At 59.8% G+C, this 16,069-nt stretch carries 16 protein-coding genes; 8 read left to right on the top strand and 8 right to left on the bottom strand.

The window, feature by feature from the left end:
- Both AB4Z25_RS23355 and AB4Z25_RS23350 read left to right on the top strand, forming a co-directional pair.
- On the top strand, window positions 1-472 hold a 472-nt coding region (locus tag AB4Z25_RS23355; RefSeq protein ID WP_442209332.1), incomplete at its 5' end, for a zincin-like metallopeptidase domain-containing protein.
- Window positions 473-1,339: 867 nt separating this feature from the next.
- Window positions 1,340-1,663, top strand: coding sequence for a DUF736 domain-containing protein (locus AB4Z25_RS23350; RefSeq protein WP_442209330.1), 324 nt, complete (start codon window positions 1,340-1,342; stop codon window positions 1,661-1,663).
- A gap of 162 nt (window positions 1,664-1,825) precedes the next feature.
- On the opposite strand, the gene AB4Z25_RS23345 is transcribed toward AB4Z25_RS23350, so the two are convergent.
- Complete coding sequence (locus AB4Z25_RS23345; RefSeq protein WP_442209328.1) at window positions 1,826-1,984, bottom strand: WGR domain-containing protein; 159 nt, start codon at window positions 1,982-1,984, stop codon at window positions 1,826-1,828.
- Between the two features lie 391 nt (window positions 1,985-2,375).
- Between AB4Z25_RS23345 and AB4Z25_RS23340 the strand changes: the two genes are divergently transcribed.
- Window positions 2,376-2,540 carry a hypothetical protein gene (locus tag AB4Z25_RS23340; protein ID WP_162702732.1) on the top strand — a complete coding sequence of 55 codons (165 nt, stop codon included), beginning with the start codon at window positions 2,376-2,378 and terminating at the stop codon, window positions 2,538-2,540.
- Window positions 2,541-2,610: 70 nt separating this feature from the next.
- Here AB4Z25_RS23340 and AB4Z25_RS23335 read toward each other — a convergent pair whose 3' ends face one another.
- Together AB4Z25_RS23335 and AB4Z25_RS23330 are read right to left on the bottom strand one after the other, a co-directional pair.
- Entirely contained in the window at window positions 2,611-4,260 is a 1,650-nt protein-coding gene (locus tag AB4Z25_RS23335; protein ID WP_442209354.1) for a type IV secretory system conjugative DNA transfer family protein, read from the bottom strand.
- A gap of 2 nt (window positions 4,261-4,262) precedes the next feature.
- The gene (locus AB4Z25_RS23330; RefSeq protein WP_442209326.1) at window positions 4,263-4,523 is read right to left on the bottom strand and encodes a mobilization protein; all 261 of its coding nucleotides are present in this window, start codon (window positions 4,521-4,523) and stop codon (window positions 4,263-4,265) included.
- A 349-nt stretch (window positions 4,524-4,872) separates the two neighbouring features.
- Here AB4Z25_RS23330 and traA point away from each other — a divergent pair, with 349 nt between their 5' ends.
- Complete coding sequence (gene traA, locus AB4Z25_RS23325) at window positions 4,873-8,031, top strand: Ti-type conjugative transfer relaxase TraA (protein ID WP_442209325.1); 3,159 nt, start codon at window positions 4,873-4,875, stop codon at window positions 8,029-8,031.
- An 8-nt stretch (window positions 8,032-8,039) separates the two neighbouring features.
- Window positions 8,040-8,561 carry a DUF6118 family protein gene (locus tag AB4Z25_RS23320; RefSeq protein ID WP_442209323.1) on the top strand — a complete coding sequence of 174 codons (522 nt, stop codon included), beginning with the start codon at window positions 8,040-8,042 and terminating at the stop codon, window positions 8,559-8,561.
- A 39-nt stretch (window positions 8,562-8,600) separates the two neighbouring features.
- On the opposite strand, the gene AB4Z25_RS23315 is transcribed toward AB4Z25_RS23320, so the two are convergent.
- From AB4Z25_RS23315 to ugpB, 5 genes are all read right to left on the bottom strand, one after another.
- Window positions 8,601-8,852: a hypothetical protein gene (locus tag AB4Z25_RS23315; protein WP_112516414.1), complete on the bottom strand. Its 252-nt coding sequence runs from the start codon at window positions 8,850-8,852 to the stop codon at window positions 8,601-8,603.
- Window positions 8,853-8,904: 52 nt separating this feature from the next.
- Window positions 8,905-9,963 carry a sn-glycerol-3-phosphate import ATP-binding protein UgpC gene (locus tag AB4Z25_RS23310; protein WP_112538776.1) on the bottom strand — a complete coding sequence of 353 codons (1,059 nt, stop codon included), beginning with the start codon at window positions 9,961-9,963 and terminating at the stop codon, window positions 8,905-8,907.
- Complete coding sequence (gene ugpE / locus AB4Z25_RS23305) at window positions 9,963-10,811, bottom strand: sn-glycerol-3-phosphate ABC transporter permease UgpE (RefSeq protein WP_442209320.1); 849 nt, start codon at window positions 10,809-10,811, stop codon at window positions 9,963-9,965. Before ugpE ends, AB4Z25_RS23310 begins: the two co-directional genes overlap by 1 nt.
- Before the next feature lie 9 nt (window positions 10,812-10,820).
- Window positions 10,821-11,702, bottom strand: coding sequence for a sn-glycerol-3-phosphate ABC transporter permease UgpA (gene ugpA, locus AB4Z25_RS23300; RefSeq protein ID WP_112388824.1), 882 nt, complete (start codon window positions 11,700-11,702; stop codon window positions 10,821-10,823).
- Between the two features lie 64 nt (window positions 11,703-11,766).
- The gene (ugpB, locus tag AB4Z25_RS23295) at window positions 11,767-13,077 is read right to left on the bottom strand and encodes a sn-glycerol-3-phosphate ABC transporter substrate-binding protein UgpB (protein WP_112538775.1); all 1,311 of its coding nucleotides are present in this window, start codon (window positions 13,075-13,077) and stop codon (window positions 11,767-11,769) included.
- 248 nt (window positions 13,078-13,325) lie between these two features.
- Between ugpB and AB4Z25_RS23290 the strand changes: the two genes are divergently transcribed.
- From AB4Z25_RS23290 to AB4Z25_RS23280, 3 genes are read left to right on the top strand one after another with little or no spacing between them, the layout of a single operon-like run.
- The gene (locus AB4Z25_RS23290; protein ID WP_112538774.1) at window positions 13,326-14,576 is read left to right on the top strand and encodes an aconitase X catalytic domain-containing protein; all 1,251 of its coding nucleotides are present in this window, start codon (window positions 13,326-13,328) and stop codon (window positions 14,574-14,576) included.
- Window positions 14,573-15,001 (top strand): aconitase X swivel domain-containing protein, encoded by a 429-nt coding sequence (locus AB4Z25_RS23285; protein WP_442209318.1) that lies wholly within the window; start codon window positions 14,573-14,575, stop codon window positions 14,999-15,001. The genes AB4Z25_RS23290 and AB4Z25_RS23285 overlap by 4 nt, the downstream gene beginning before the upstream one ends.
- Window positions 15,002-15,023: 22 nt before the next feature.
- Window positions 15,024-16,055 carry a hydroxyacid dehydrogenase gene (locus AB4Z25_RS23280; RefSeq protein WP_442209316.1) on the top strand — a complete coding sequence of 344 codons (1,032 nt, stop codon included), beginning with the start codon at window positions 15,024-15,026 and terminating at the stop codon, window positions 16,053-16,055.
- The last annotated feature ends 14 nt before the right edge of the window (window positions 16,056-16,069 follow it).

Below are 16,069 nucleotides of genomic sequence, written 5' to 3'. Positions count from 1 at the left end.
TCTCATCGTCTCCGCATTTTTGATTGCAGATCAGCTTCGCGGTTTAATGATCGCTCTGATTATGCCGCGCAGGATGCGCCGGAATCGTTGCGAACGTCGGCGCATTCCCACCCTTATCGGCATAATCCGGCGGTCGGCATTATGGATTTTATGCCGATATCGGCATAAGACCCACTGGACCTCAAAAAAAACCCGGCTTGATCGCGATCTTTCCCGCTATGCAAAGGACCGGTCAGCGCGCGCGCGCGAAGAACTCGTTGCGGAACTCGGCAGTGCTTTCCTCTGTGCAGATCTCGGTATTGCGCCGGAACTTCAACCCCGGTCTGATCATGCCAGCTATATCGGCAGCTGGCTGAAGGTATTGCGTGATGACAAGCGCGCCATCTTCCAGGCGGCTGCCCAAGCCCAGCGCGCAGCAAACTATCTGCATTACTTGCAGCCGCACATCGAAGGTGAGGGGGAGGCGACGTAAGCCGCTTCTCCATGAGTATCTGAGCGGCTCGCTAGACGAGGCAGATCCGTCCGGGATGCCAGGCCGGCAGGTTCTGCCCTCTGCGTGCGATTTGATGCCTGGATGCAGCCAGCGAAGTGAGCCTGCTCACAGGCAACCCGGGACAAGGTTCGAGGGCTCAAAGGCGCCGGAAATTGCCGGTGAGAATCAGCGGTGCCTCTCTCGACGCAAGCGCTCACGCCATACAATCACATTGCTTGCAGCCGATCGACCAGCCTACCTGATGAAACAAAGCCCGCCAGCCGACATCGTGATCGAAGATGGAGTATCCAGGTAGTGATCACTCAACCGAGTTTCTGTTCGGCCCGAGCCCGATCAGGCTCGCTGGGACCAGAGGCACGACCGAATAGCGAACCTGGACAAAACACTGTGAAACGAGATCGGTCCCGTCCTCCGGAGTTCTCGCGGCTACAGCTGGGATCGGAATCCGGCCGTTGAAACGGCAATCGTATATGAGGTTGACGTTCGTGGGTGATCATCGCGGAGCCGCCCGGACTAGCGCTTGCGAGACTAACTCAGTCTGCCACCTGCCGGCTTATGATCAGAGCCCGTTGGCCAGGATCGTTCCCGTTGGACGATGTCCGCAAGCCACCCCTTTCGACCTCTCTTCAGGCGGGTCTGACGTCAATCTCTCCTGATCCTGCAACGGCTTCGCCAAACTTCTTCCCCTGCAGCTCCGCTGCATTCCTCGCGAGACAACAAGTCCGGCTTTCGCCGTCCTGCGCTGGCGCTACGGTCCCGTTGGGATGCAGCCGGCGAGATCGCCGTCTCACGGCCGCTATCGAGGTCGCAAGGGGCGGCTTCGGCAACCCAGTCAGGAGAACAACAATGGCTACCATCGGAACCTTCCAGCAAATCGGAAACGACTTCAGCGGCGAGATCGTCACCCTTTCACTCCAGACCAAAAACGTCCGCATCGTATCCGATACCCGCTCCGGCGGCGAAAACGCTCCCAGCCACCGTGTCTTCGTCGGCCGCATCGAAATCGGAGCAGCCTGGTCCAAGCAGTCCAACGAGGGCCGCAAATATCTCGGCCTCAAGCTCGACGATCCGAGCTTCACCGCTCCACTCTACGCCAACCTGGTCGAAGACGAGGATGGCAAAGCCTTCAGCCTCATCTGGTCGCGGCTGAACCGCCGCACTGGTGACTGAACCGCCTCTACGTGACGCCCTGCATCCGGGGCGTCACAACTCGCATTCGCACTCAACGGCAAAAATGCCTGGATCATTGAATATTCTACAAGTATCGCCGGGCTCTCTTTTGCGTGAAGTATCCAGGAAGTGAATCGCGAATTTCCTTTCGATCTCAGAAATCTAGATCTTCTTGCCGCGGTTCTCGCCAACCCGGCCCAAACATAGGATCACCGCTGTCGAACCAAACAGTGTGGGTTCGATCGTGAGGCCATAATAGCCCGCTATCTTCTTTGCGGCATCGATGCGCTGGCAATAGAGATGGTTAGGATAGTGCGCCATGGCCGGAGCACACGAGACACTCCCGGTCTCGTCCAGTGCACGTTCTAAATTGATCGAGCGTGCCGATCCGTCCCGCTGATGGATCAGCAGTCGGCGCTCGCTGCTAGCGCTGCGAGATCAGCGCCAACTAAGCATCACGTTCCGCGAAGACAAGGAACGGGTGCCACACGAGAACAAAACCTGTCTGCTCAGATCGGGCAATTGTGCAGGGCGGGAAGAGCCAGCTCAAGGCCGCGCGGCCCCTCCAATTTTGCTTCCGCTCCGTTTCACTCCACTGCAACAAAATCGGTTCCTCCGCACGCCGGCTCCGCCGGTCGTTCCGAGCCCTGACCTGTCTCTCCCCACCCTGCGTCCCGCCGTCATCTTCAACACAAGTCAAGGAATGACGACGATGACCATCGACCAGCACATCGAAGAACTGCACGCCGAAGTCCGCAATGCCGAAACCATCGAGGCGCGCCGGGCGCTGGAGGCCGAGCTTGACATGGTGAAGGCGGAGCGCGAAGTCATCTGGGCCGAACTCGACGGCCGCATTGAGGCCAAGCCGCCCTTCTGAGGCGGCTCTGTATGGCCGTTTGCACCAGCTATTGCCTGGCGCATTTGCTTTGCTGCTGAATCGCTCCAGATCATGGCGAACCGAACAGCCCCTTGAACTCGCGGTCTGCATAGTAGACAATTTTTCTGGCGAGGATCGGGCGGTGGCCGGCAAGAAATAGCAGTTGTGAATGGGGCGGAAGATTGCGGACCTCATCGGGCGTCAATAGTTGCCGAGCAGCATGTTGCTCCGAAATGCTCAATCCCGACTTCTCGGCGTCGAGGTTCCTGCTCATCGTTTGGAATACGACGGTCTCCTGCCCAAGCAAACCTGAAACAAGCTCAGCACTTGCATGATCGTTGACGCCGAAAACCTGAAGTAGCCCGGTATTCGACAGGAACGTGCCGGCGCGCGTTCCGTAGGTCGCGCGCAGTTGATGAACATCCTGCAAAATTGGCCAAAGCTGGACGCCATAACCAGCCATCAGTCCCATTGCCTTTTCGACCGCCTGAAGGTGGCCGAGGGCTGCAAATTCGTCGAGCATATAGAGGACCGGCGCATCCGGTTTGTGAATCGTGCGCGCCATGTCGATCAGGCTGCAGGTCACGACCAGGCGCAGCCAGCGCGAATATGTCGATAGTCGGTCTGGGGGCAATACGAGAAAAATGGTTTGGTGGCTTTGTTTCAACTCCGTGAACCGAAAGTCCGACCTGCCAAGGACGCGTGCCATGCGTGGACTGTCGAGGAAATGCGTGTGACGCTGGGCAGACGAAAGAACGCCGGCAGCCTCGCGGTCGGATTTGCCGAGATGACGATTGGCGGCACGAGCAACGAGCCCACCTGCGGCGATCGAAGCTTGCATCTCAGCGAGGAGACATTTGAACTGTTCCGGCGCTAGTGTCAGATATTGCCTGAGCGTCACCAGCGTTTTTCGCATCGCCCCCTCTTTTGTCACGACGTGCAGGATCATCCCCGCCATCAGCGCCTTTGCTTCCTCGTTCCAGTGAGCCTCGCCAGTCATGCCTGGTTCATCGAAAACGAGAGCGTCGGCAAGGGTGCCTGCCTCCTCGGCCAGGTCAGGATTGTAAGGATCAAGGTGATCAAGCGGATTGAAGGCGGCTGGGGGTGCATTCGTGACCTCGAAGGGGTCGAGAACATGAACGGGACCAAAGCTGGCGCGGGTCAATGCTGTGATGCCGGTATTCTCTCCCTTTGGGTCGATGCAGATGACGGATCGATCGGCAGTCAGTAGATTGGGAATGATAGTGCCGACGCCTTTTCCCGTCCTCGTCGGCGCCATGGTCATGAGATGGGACTCACCTGAGTAGCGAATAAGCTTCCCCGTTTCTCCGTCACGTCCGATGAGGAGGGCGGATGTCGAGCTGGGCAGCTTGGCGATTTCCCTTGGTGTGGCAAAGCGCGCACTACCGTGCGTGTCGTCGTCAGTGGGGCCGAAATGCGCGATCAGCGGATCGGTTATCAAACGCATTGCCAGCACACACATGAAGATGACGATCGCAAGAGCGACGATTTGACGAAGCATCACGTATTGCGGGGGAATAATCGCACCGAGTACTGAAAGAACAAGCCCTGCGATGAAGACTGTGCTCGCGATCGTAACGACAAAGCGGATTGTCCGCACCGGAGAAAGCAAGGCGCTTGCGATTGCCCAGACAGGGTCGTGTCGCACCACGCGAACGAGGTTTTTCATCGCAGCCCAGGTTTGGCGCAGACGAAGCATCATCACCTCGACTTCAGGAGATCGTCAAAGATTGCCTTGTCCTGATCCCTGGTCAGAAACATCGGCAATCGCTCTCCAAGCCAAGCCAGGAGATTGCGAGAAAACTCGCCCTCGCTTTGAGTCAACTCGTTGAGAACGAGCGACCCGAGAAGAACCTTGCGGCGCGTGTCGCGCGCACGTTCTTGTGTCGTCAGACGTGCCTGCAAGGCCTTTTTCTGTGCGTCGAGCTGGGCGAGCCGCTCTTCAAGTGATTTGCGTGTCACTGTCCTTGCTCCGTTTGTAGGCCAGTAGCTGGAATTTTGCGCGGGACGGCCGGGTCCGCGCTGCACTGCTTGCCGGCATCGTTCCTGAACATACGCACTCTATCAAAGGGCTGCGCAAACGCCAGTAAAAATACACCAAAAAGGAGAATATAATAATGGACACGTTGCGAGACGTGTGTAACTTATGCGAGCACTTGTTCTTACGAAGACGTGTATATCGTGCAGGTAGGGACGAGGATTTTTTGACGGGAAGGGCGCACTTACGAGTTGCTGCGCAACTCAGGTACTACGACCGGGGAAACATCGGTTACATCGAACCAGTCGGCGGTCGTCGTGATGGGGAGGAAAGTTGTCGATCTATCATGCAAGCACGAAATCGATCTCGCGGGCGACTGGCCGCAGTGCTGTTGCAGCTGCCGCCTATCGCAGTGGCGTAAAACTGACGAACGCCCGCGACGGCATCACGCACGACTTCACCAACAAGCGCGGTGTCGCGCATGCAGAGATTATCCTTCCCCAAGGCGTGGCGGCTGACTGGGCCCGGGACCGTTCCGTGCTTTGGAATGCGGCAGAACAGGCAGAAGTACGCAGGGACGCCCGCGTTGCTCGCGAGTTCGAGGTAGCGCTGCCTCATGAGCTGTCAGCGGAGCAAAGACTGTCGCTGGTGCGCGAGTTTGCACGATATCTTGCAGAGAGCCAAGGGGGCGCTGTCGACTTTGCCATCCACAATCCGCATGAAAAAAGCGACGTGCGAAATCATCATGCCCATATCTTGATGACGACTCGCACCGTAACGGCAGACGGGCTTGGCGGCAAAACGATGTTCGAGCGGGAAAACAAGTGGCTGCTCTCGCATGAAATGCCGACGTCGCAAATGCAGCTTCGAGACTTCAGACAAGTCTGGGAAGAACTCGCCAACACGCATCTCGCAAGGGCGGGTCTGGATATCAGGATCGATCGACGCTCGCACCAGGATCGCGGCCTTGAGCTTGTACCGACCGAACATGTCGGTGTGCATGCAACGCAGATCGAACGGCGTGGCAAGGATATCGAGCGTAGTCGCTTGGAAGGGCAAGCGGCGCGACGCAACGCTGACCTTATCCGCAAAAAACCCGATCAGATTCGGACGTTCATCACCAACGAGAAGAGCGTCTTTGATCGCCAGGACATTGCGCGCACGCTGCATCGCTATATCAACGATGACATACAGGTATTCCAAAACACATTCGCGTCGGTCATGGCCTCCCCATGCTTGGTCGAACTGCAGCCCGAGAAGGCTGATCTAGTAACGGGCGAGATCGAACTTGCACGCTATTCGACACGGGAGATGGTTAGGGTCGAAAACGAAATGGTTGGGTCGGCCGAACGCATGCATCTTGAACGTAGCCATCATGTCGATCCAAGCCACCGCAGTGGGATGTCTGATCGACAGGCTCGGACAGCGCGGACAGGCCAGGGACGTGACGGCGTGGCAAAGCCTGATCCTGGCCAGAATTTAGTGGATGCGGCATTCGCCAAACCGGCAACGCCTCGACTTTCCGACGAGCAGAGAAACGCCGTCCAGCACATTACAGGCCCGGAGCGCATTGCGGCCGTTGTCGGTCTCGCGGGTGCGGGCAAGAGTATGATGCTATCCCTAGCACGTGAGATATGGGAGGCACAGGGATATCGCGTCCACGGCGCGGCGCTATCGGGCAAGGCGGCGGAGGGATTGGAGGAGGCGTCGGGAATCAAGAGCCGGACGCTTGCTGCTTGGGAATACCGCTGGGCCGTGCGAGGCGATGGAGCGTCGGATGCCCTACTCCGGAATGATGCAGAACCGCGCGATCTGCTCGGTCGCGGGGATGTCTTCGTGGTCGATGAAGCAGGTATGGTCGGAAGTCACCAACTTGGGCGGTTTGTCAGGCAAGCAGAGGTAAGAGGCGCCAAGATCGTGCTTGTCGGAGACCATGAACAGTTGCAGGCCATTGGTGCCGGCGCGCCGTTTCGGGCAATCGCCGAAACGATCGGTCATGCAGAACTGTCCGAGATTCGACGCCAGCGCGTCGATTGGCAGCGCAATGCATCGGCATCTTTCGCAAGGAACAGAACGGGCGAGGGGCTTTCGGCTTATCGGGAACGGGGGGATATCAAGTTCAGTCAGACGCGCTCACAGACAATGGCCGCGATGGTTCAGGACTATCTCCTTGATCGATTGGCCCGGCCGGATGCAAGCCGGGTGGCAATGGCACATCGGCGCGTGGATGTGCGCGCCTTCAATGATGCAGTTCGGAGTGAACTTCAGGACCGGGACATGCTGGCTAGAGGTGAAGGTGCAGGCGAGGTCTCTTTCCAGACAAATACCGGAAAACGGACGTTTGCAATTGGGGACAGGATCGTGTTCCTGCAGAACGATCGCGAGCTCGGGGTAAAGAACGGTATGCTTGGGACCGTCATGGCTGTTGACCGGCGATCCATGAGGGTGCAGCTCGACGGGAAGACGGGTAACGATACAGGTTCGGTCCACGTCGCTACAGATCGGTATCGCTATTTCGATCACGGCTACGCAACCACGATCCATAAGAACCAGGGCGCTACGATCGATCGTGCATTCGTGTTGGCGTCGGCAACGATGGATCGGCATCTGACCTATGTGGCGATGACACGTCACCGGGACGGTGTGCGGCTCTATGTGGCTGAGGAAGAATTTGCCGATCGCAGGGCCGGGCACTTAGTCGAGCATGGAGCGGCGCCCTATGAGCGCGACCCCCGAAACCGGTTCAGCTATTTTGTCAGCCTTGAAAACGCCCAAGGCGAGAGACACACGACGTGGGGCGTCGATCTTGAGCGAGCGATAGCGAAAGCGGGAGTAATTGTTGGTGAAAAACTCGCGCTGAGACACATCGGCTCCGAAACAGTCCAATTGCCTGATGGCCGCGCCGCCGATCGCAACAATTGGGAAGTGGAAAAACCCACCGACCTTGCTTTCGCACGGATGACACAGCGGCTCGGCAGATCGGGGGTCAAGGAAACAACGCTGGATTACCTCAGCGATTTCGCCGGGCGACGAGGAATGCCCGACACCCGGGATGCTGAGGAGTTCAAGGTAGCCCGCCGAAAGGATCTGGCGACTCTCACCCGCGATCCAGTCAGCGTAAGCGCTCGAGCTAGAAGCCTACCCAGCAAAGGTCAGAAGGCTTTCGAAAGGCTCGGGGTCACACGCTTGGCGAGTGGCCCTGAGGGGCAATCTGGACAGCTGGAGATCAGGGGCCAAACGTCTCTGCAACAATCAGAAGCGCGTCGCGAGATGTTCGCCGGTTTGAATCTAACTCGTACGGCGGCGACGATGAAACCTGAGGGGATTACTGCTGCAAGTGACGTGAGGGGATCCAATCACTTGCGAGAACGTTTGCGGTCGGATCGGGCTGTGGAAGTCGGGAAGGTGGGGAATAGCACTGCCGACCACCATCGTGTCCACGACGCGGATCGAGGGATCTCGCGCGAGCGCGGCGACGATTTTGAACGTTAGGACAGCGTATGACAGACCAAGGTAGAACAACAAAGCCGCAGGAGTTGCCAGCCGATGGCGCGACACTTGCATTCGATGCCCTCCGCCATGCGGTAGAAGAACTTGCCCTCAACATCGATAGCGATATGGCCACTATTCGCAGAGGCTTAGAGGCCGCGTTCGATCGATATGACGGACTTGCGTCGCCGGCGGACTACGGCAATCACTTCGAGCGGATGGCTGACGACATGGTTCTTATTGCCGAGCACGTCAAAGCCCTCGAAATATCGCCGGCGCTTCGTTATGGCCCTGACGACTATGGACGCATGTTCGAGGTGATTGCTGATCGCGTGATTGTCAATCTCCATCGGGCAAAGCTAGGTGGTAGTGACATCGAGTCCGTTACCCGCGAGCTCCGAGAACTCGTGTATGCTGCGCGCGATCGTAATCGGCAGGATCGGCGGCTGTTGACTGCGGGTTTGGCAGGTCTGTTGCTCGGAGGCTTGCTAACGTGGACGGTAGTCCGAGTGTGGCAGAGTCTGTCCTTCTAATTTCACCGAACGACGACCCAATTTGTCCCTTGGCGAGCACTAGACCAAGTCGTTGCCATCGCTCCGTCCGATATACAGGTCGGCTGACGGCAGGGTCAGGATTTCGACATTGCGGTGTTTGCGGTTGGTTGTGCGACCACGCACCTCGACATTGTCGATTTTTCGGACGCTTCTGAAGCTGCTTTTGATGCCGTCGAGGATTCTTCCAAGTGTTTCAAACTCCTCCTTGACCACTGAGAGAACCCGCGACGCTCGCTTGAGCGTTGCTGCATTGCCATGCTCGAAAACCATATGCATACCGCTTGGAAAGGCAACAGAGGACGTCATAAAACGGTGCGTGGTATTACTGAGCCATCGTAGCCATTCGCTTGTCTGATTTGTCGAAGAAATGCAGCGCCGATTGCGCCGCGCCGATCGTCACGCGGGCGTCGATGGCGATCTGCGACCGGCCGGGGACGCGGAAGACGATGTCCTGGTTGTTCGGCAGCGTGCCGTGGACATAGCTTTCGGCGCCGACGAGCTCCACGGCACCGACGCGAACGTCGGCGGTGAAGGCATCGGGTTTGCCGGGTTCGGCGAGATGCAGGTCTTCAGGGCGGATGCCGAGTGTCGCAGTACCGGATGGCAGGGGTGTCGCGCCGTTGCCGAGCGCAAAGCCGCTGCCACTGGTCTCCAGCAGATTCATCGACGGCGAGCCGATGAAAGTGGCGACGAAGGTGGTTGCCGGCTTCTCGTAAAGCTCGATCGGTGTGCCGACCTGTTCGATGTGGCCGCCATTCAGGACGACGAGCCGGTCGGCAAGGGTCATCGCTTCCATCTGGTCGTGGGTGACATAGACGCTTGTGGTCGCCAATGCCCGCTGCAGCCGCTTGATCTCGACGCGCATCTGGACGCGCAGTTTCGCATCGAGATTGGAGAGCGGCTCGTCGAACAGAAAGGCTGCGGGTTCGCGCACGATGGCGCGGCCCATGGCGACGCGCTGGCGCTGGCCGCCCGAGAGCTGGCGCGGCTTGCGCTCCAGGAAGGGTTCGATCTCCAGCGACTTTGCCGCCTTGACGATCCGCCGCTCGATTTCATCCTTCGGCGTGTTGCGGTTCTTCAGGCCGTAGGCGAGGTTCTGTCGCACCGTCATATGTGGATAGAGCGCATAGTTCTGGAAGACCATGGCGATATCGCGCTCGGAGGGTTCCAGCTCGTTGACGACGCGGTCGCCGATGCTGATCTCCCCGGAGCTGATGCCTTCCAGGCCGGCGATCATTCTGAGCAGCGTAGACTTGCCGCAACCGGAGGGGCCGACGAGCACCAGGAGTTCGCCGTCGGCGATCTCGAGCGAGACGCCCTTGATGACTTCGACGCCGCCGCCATAGGTCTTGCGGACATCGTTGAGGGTGATCCTGGCCATTACTTCTCCGTCTCCACAAGACCTTTGACAAACCAGCGCTGCATCAGCACCACGACGAGGATGGGCGGAATGATCGCAAGGATCGCCGTCACCATCACGAAATTCCAGGGCGTTGCCGCGTCGGTAAAATCCACCATCTTCCTGAGGCCGATGATGATCGTGTTCATCTGCGCGTCGTTGGTGACGAGCAGCGGCCAGAGATACTGCGTCCAGCCATAGATGAACAGGATGACGAAGAGCGCGGCGATATTGGTGCGCGACAGCGGTAGCAGGATATCACGCATGAAGCGGAACGGTCCGGCATTGTCGATGCGCGCCGCCTCCAGCAGTTCGCCGGGGATCGTCAGGAAGAACTGGCGGAACAGGAAGGTCGCGGTCGCCGAGGCCATCAGCGGCAGGGTCAGGCCCGCATAGGTATCGATTAGCCCGAGATCGACGATCACCTTGTAGGTCGGCAGGATGCGCACCTCGACCGGCAGCATCAGCGTCACGAAGATCATCCAGAAGAACACCATGCGCAGCGGGAAGCGGAAGAACACCACCGCGAAGGCCGACAGGAAGGAGATCAGGATCTTGCCGACGGCAATCAGGATCGCCACCACGAAGGTGTTGAAGAGCAGCCGTTCGAGACTGACGCCGACGGCGCGCTCGACGCCGCCGAACAGCGCCTCGGTGTAATTTTCGGTGAAGTGGCTACCCGGCAGCAACGAGATCGGCGGCTTGATGATCTCGGCCGACGTCATCGTCGAGGCGATGAACGTGTAATAGATCGGGAAGGCGACGATGATGATGCCGATGATGAGCATCAGGTGGCCGATGAGGTTGGCGACAGGGCGTTTTTCGATCATTTCAGGCCCTCACGCATAATGCACGCGCTTCTCGACGAAGCGGAACTGGAAGGCCGTCAGCGCGATGACGATGATCATCAGGATCACCGATTGCGCCGCGGACGAGCCGAGATTGAGGTTCACGAAGCCGTCGTTATAGACCTTGTAAACCAGCGTTTCCGTCGCCTTGGCCGGGCCGCCGCCGGTCACCGAATGGATGATGCCGAAGGTGTCGAAGAAGGCATAGACGGTGTTGACGACGAGCAGGAAGAAAGTTGTCGGCGCCAGCAGCGGGAAGACGATGGTCCAGAAGCGGCGGCTGCCGCGGGCGCCGTCGATGGCGGCTGCCTCGATCAGCGATTTCGGGATTGCCTGCAGCCCGGCGACGAAGAACAGGAAATTGTAGCTGATCTGCTTCCAGGCGGCCGCGACGATAACCAGCGTCATCGCCTGGTTGCCGTTCAGAAGCGGATCCCACATGAAGCCGTTGCGCCGCAGGATATAGGCGAAGGTGCCCATGGCGGGATTGAACATGAAGAGCCAGAGCATGCCGGCGACGGCAGGCGCCACGGCATAGGGCCAGATCAGCAGCGTCCGGTAGAAGGTCTGCCCGCGCACCACCTTGTCGGCTGCCGTCGCCAAAGCCAGCGCCACGACCATCGAGAGAAGCGCCGTCAGCACGCTGAAGACGACGGTGACATAGAGCGAGTTCAGATAATTCGGATCGGCGAAGACGTCGCGAAAATTTGCGAGGCCGACGAAGCCGCTCTTCAGGCCGAACGGGTCCTCGCGCTGCATCGACTGATAGAGCGCCTGGCTTGCCGGCCAGAAGAAGAAAACCACCGTGAGGATGATCTGCGGGGCGACCAGGAAATAGGGAAGGATCTTGTTCGGAAAGACGACGCGCTGCACGGCGATCTCCTTGACGTGAAGGGGCCGCCCGCAGCCATATTGGTTGCGGGCGCGAACGCCGTATTTACTGGCCGATCGCCTGCTGGATCGCGGCATTACCGCGTTCGACCGCCTTGTCGAGCGCGGCCTTCGCATCCTGCTTGCCGGCCAGCATCGCCTCGAACTCCTCGTTCATGATGTCGCGGACCTGCGGCAGGTTGACGAGACGCACGCCCTTGGAGTTTTCGGTCGGCGCCTTGCCCATCATCTGCAGGATCGGCGTTTCGCGGCCCGGGTTCTTTTCGTAGAAGCCGGACTTCTTGGTGTCCTCATAGGCGGCCATGGTCACCGGCATGTAGCCGGAAACCTGATGCAGGCGGGCCTGGATCTTGGTCTGCGACAGGAAGTGGAAGAACTGGGCGATGCCCTTGTATTCTTCGTCGCTTTTGCCGGCGAAGACCCAGAGGCTGGCGCCGCCCGGGATGGTGTTCTGCGGGCGTCCTTCGCCTTCATAGTAAGGCAGCTGGCCGATGCCGTAGTTCATGCCCGTCTTGATGATGTCGCCGAGACCGCCGGACGATTCCGTCATGATGCCGCATTCACCGGAGGTGAAGAGTTGCTTGGCTTCCGAGGTGCGGCCGCCGTAGCGGAACGTGCCGTCCTTGGCGAGATCGGCGATCGCCTGGAAATGCTGGACGAAGAGCGGCGAGTTGAATGCGAGCTTCACATCGGTGCCGGCAAGGCCGTTCTCGTTCGAGCCGTAGGACACGTTGTTCCATGCGGCCAAGTTCTCGGTCTGGATCCAGGTGAGCCAGGTCGAGGTCAGGCCGCAGGCAGACGCGCCGCTCGACTTGATCTTCTTGGCCGCTTCGAACACTTCGGGCCAGGTCTTCGGCGGGCTTTCAGGGTCGAGGCCGGCCTTCTTGAAGGTGTCCTTGTTGTAATAGAGGATCGGCGAGGACGAGTTGTAGGGGAAGGACAGCATCGTGCCGTCGGGCTTCGAATAATAGGCGGCGATGCCGGGCAGGTATTCCGACTTGTCGAACTTGAAGCCGCCCTTTTCGAGAACCTGGGCCGCCGGCATGATCGCGCCCTCGGCGCCCATCATCACGCCGCTGCCGGCGTCGAAGACCTGCAGGATCGCGGGCGGCTGCTTGGCGCGGAAGGCGGCGATGCCGGCATTCAGCGCTTCCGGATAGGTGCCCTTGAAAACCGGGACGATCTTGTAGTCTTTCTGGCTTTCGTTGAATTCCTTGGAGAGCTGGTTGACCACTTCGTTATTGGCGCCCGCCATGGCGTGCCACCACTGCAGTTCGGTCACTGCAAAGGCACTCGAAGCGAACGAAAGCGACAAGATGATGGTTGCCGCGGATGCGGCCATGAAACGAATGGACATGGTTCCTCCCTATGTGTCCTGCCGTGCCGTTTTGAACGGATTACGGCCTGCCGGCGCAGATCCTCCTCGATCCCACCGGCCGGTTTCGTTACGAAACTTTCCGCATACAAAACGAAAAGAAACGAACTGGCAAATGAAATTGTGAAGGTTTTGTGACATAGTGTTTGTGACAGTTTTGTCGAGGGCGCCTTTGGTCGAATTCGTCATGCCGCTTCTCTCCCGCAAGACGACCTGATAGCGTCGCCGCCATGCATTCCTCTCTCCAGCTTTCCCCTGATGACAAAGCCTTGCTCGATGGCCGCCACGGTGAGGCGGCTGCTTTTGCCATGCGGCTTCTCGTGCGTTTCGCCGAGGCTGTCGGCGCCACAAAACTGGTGGACATCGAGGCCGCCCATATCGACGGCTGTCTCTATCTCGGCGAGGTCAGCCTCGATTTCGTCGAGCGCATGGTGTCCTGGGGCGGCCGTGTCCGCGTGCCGACGACGCTGAATGTCGGTTCGGTCGATCTCATCCATCCCGAACTTTTCCGCGGCGACGAGGCGCTTGGCCGCAACGGTGCGCGGCTGATGAAGGCGCATGAGGAGCTCGGCTGCGTGCCGACCTTCACCTGCGCGCCCTACCAGACGATCTTCCGGCCGCGCTTCGGGGCGCAGATCGCCTGGGCGGAATCGAATGCCATCGTCTTTGCCAATTCGGTGCTTGGCGCGCGTACCAACCGCTATGGCGATTTCATCGACCTCTGTTGCGCGCTGACCGGCCGGGCGCCCTATTATGGACTGCACCTCACCGAAAACCGGCGGGCGACCGTGCTCGTCGATATCGAAGAGTTTGCCGGGGGTGAGCGGGATGCCGGGTCGATCTGTGTCGCTGCCGGTCACGCCATCGGCCGCCGCTGCGGCGATCGCATCCCCGTCCTCCGCGGCCTGCCGAAGGAAAGCTCCGAGGACGACCTGAAGGCGCTCGGTGCCGTCGCGGCATCGGCAGGCGCCGTCGCGCTGTTTCACGCCGTCGGTCTGACACCGGAGGCGCCGACGCTGCAGGCGGCCTGCGGCGGCATCGAACCGCAGGAGACGATCCGGCTCAGCCGCACCGATATCCGCGACGCCATCCGCAATCTTTCGACGGTGGCGGAAGGTACGCGGCTTGCGGCCGTCAGCATGGGAACGCCGCATTTTTCCATCGGCGAGTTCGAGCGGCTGATGCCGCTGCTCGCAGGCGGGAAAGCGGCGATCGATATCTACATCAACACCAATCGCGAGGTCCTGGCGGAGCTTGAAAATCGTGGCTGGCGCGCTGCTCTGGAAACGGCAGGCGTGACGCTCGTCATCGACACCTGCACCTATGTCACGGCGATCATCCGCGACATGTCGGGTGCCGTTATGACCAACTCGGGCAAGTGGGCCTATTACGCACCCGGCAATATCGGCGTCGACGTCGCTTTCGGTTCGCTCGCCGAATGCATGGCCTCGGCGCGCTCGGGCAAGGTGGTGCGGCTGTGACGGCATTTTCCGCGACGACCCTCATGGAAGGCAAGGCTGCGGCTGCGGCCTTCGTGCTTGCCGAGCCGCTCAGTTTCTGGGGCGGCGTGGATTCGGCGACCGGCGAGATCATCGACCAGTGGCATCCGCAAAGCGGCCAGTCGATCAGCGGGGCGATCCTCGTCATGGAGGCGGGCAGGGGATCGAGTTCGGGAAGCTCGGTGCTCGCTGAGGCCGTCCGGCTGAAGACCGCCCCTGCCGGGATCATCCTGTTGAAGCGCGATGCGATCGTCGTCACCGGCGCAATGGTCGCGGAGGCACTCTACGGGATCGGCTGTCCGGTGGCGCTGGCAAGGCCGGAGGACTGGGCGCTGATTTCGGCGGCCGCCTATCTGTCGATCGATGCCGGTGAGCGTGGCGCTGAGATAAGGATTGTGCAGCTTTAGGCGGCTGCGGGAGGAGGACATCATGACGAAGACCGAAAAGCCCCTGGCGATCAGCGCGCCTGAACCGCGCACGCTCGATCTGATCTTCACCGACGAAGCGCGCCGGGTGCTTCACGACAAGTATGAGATCGTCGAGGCCGATCCGGACAACGTTGCCGGTCTCGGTGACGAGGTTCTCGGCAAGGCGCTCTACATCATCGGTCAGCCGCCGCTATCGGAGGAAACGCTGGCGCGGATGACGTCGCTGCGCTGCGTGCTGAATGTCGAGAGCAATCTTATCAATAACATGCCCTACGACATCCTCTTCCAGCGCGGCATCCATGTGGTGACGACGGGTCAGGTCTTTGCCGAGCCGGTGGCCGAAATCGGTCTCGGCTTCGCCCTGTCGCTCGCCCGCGGCATCGTCGATGCCGATGTCGCCTTTCGCGATGGCACTGAGCTCTGGGGCGGCGAGGGCAATGCCAGCGCCCGGCTGATCGCCGGATCGGAAATCGGCATTGTCGGCTTCGGCGATCTCGGCAAGGCGCTGCGGCGCGTGCTGTCAGGCTTCCGCGCCAAGGTGCGGGTCTTCGATCCCTGGCAGCCGAAGTCGATCCTCGAGGAAAACAACGTCGAGGCGGCGAGCCTTGAGGATGTGCTGACGAAGAGCGATTTCGTCTTCGTCGTTGCCGCCGTGACAAGCGAGAACAAGGGCTTTCTCGGAGCCGAGGCCTTCGCCAGCATGCGCAAGGGCGCAGCGTTCATCCTGCTCAGCCGCGCCGATGTCGTCGATTTCGATGCGCTGATGGCCGCTGTTGCGTCAGGCCATATCGTGGCGGCCAGCGATGTCTATCCGGAAGAGCCGCTGCCATCCGATCATCCGGTGCGCAAGCTCAAGGGCTTTATCCGCTCGGCGCATCGCGCCGGAGCGCTCGACAGCGCCTTCAAGAACATGGGCGACATGGTGCTTGAGGACATGGACCTGATGGATCGCGGCTTGCCGCCGATGCGCTGCAAGCGGGCCGAACGGGAAACGGTTTCACGCATGCGGTCGAAGGGCGTGAAGATCAACTGATCAAATCTTCGCGG

Source organism: Rhizobium sp. RAF36, assembly GCF_052114105.1.
In the GTDB taxonomy this organism is placed as follows: domain Bacteria; phylum Pseudomonadota; class Alphaproteobacteria; order Rhizobiales; family Rhizobiaceae; genus Rhizobium.
The sequence above is the reverse complement of the archived record's forward strand: the minus strand, read 5'-3'. Positions and strand labels throughout refer to the sequence as shown.

Excerpts from the sequence above, each read along its gene's own strand:
- AB4Z25_RS23350 (WP_442209330.1), top strand. The coding sequence starts at position 1,340 with ATGGCTACCATCGGAACCTTCCAGCAAATCGGAAACGACTTCAGCGGC.
- AB4Z25_RS23345 (WP_442209328.1), bottom strand. The coding sequence starts at position 1,984 with ATGGCGCACTATCCTAACCATCTCTATTGCCAGCGCATCGATGCCGCA.
- AB4Z25_RS23340 (WP_162702732.1), top strand. The coding sequence starts at position 2,376 with ATGACCATCGACCAGCACATCGAAGAACTGCACGCCGAAGTCCGCAAT.
- AB4Z25_RS23335 (WP_442209354.1), bottom strand. The coding sequence starts at position 4,260 with ATGCTTCGTCTGCGCCAAACCTGGGCTGCGATGAAAAACCTCGTTCGC.
- AB4Z25_RS23320 (WP_442209323.1), top strand. The coding sequence starts at position 8,040 with ATGACAGACCAAGGTAGAACAACAAAGCCGCAGGAGTTGCCAGCCGAT.
- AB4Z25_RS23315 (WP_112516414.1), bottom strand. The coding sequence starts at position 8,852 with ATGGTTTTCGAGCATGGCAATGCAGCAACGCTCAAGCGAGCGTCGCGG.
- AB4Z25_RS23310 (WP_112538776.1), bottom strand. The coding sequence starts at position 9,963 with ATGGCCAGGATCACCCTCAACGATGTCCGCAAGACCTATGGCGGCGGC.
- ugpE (WP_442209320.1), bottom strand. The coding sequence starts at position 10,811 with ATGATCGAAAAACGCCCTGTCGCCAACCTCATCGGCCACCTGATGCTC.
- ugpB (WP_112538775.1), bottom strand. The coding sequence starts at position 13,077 with ATGTCCATTCGTTTCATGGCCGCATCCGCGGCAACCATCATCTTGTCG.
- AB4Z25_RS23290 (WP_112538774.1), top strand. The coding sequence starts at position 13,326 with ATGCATTCCTCTCTCCAGCTTTCCCCTGATGACAAAGCCTTGCTCGAT.
- AB4Z25_RS23280 (WP_442209316.1), top strand. The coding sequence starts at position 15,024 with ATGACGAAGACCGAAAAGCCCCTGGCGATCAGCGCGCCTGAACCGCGC.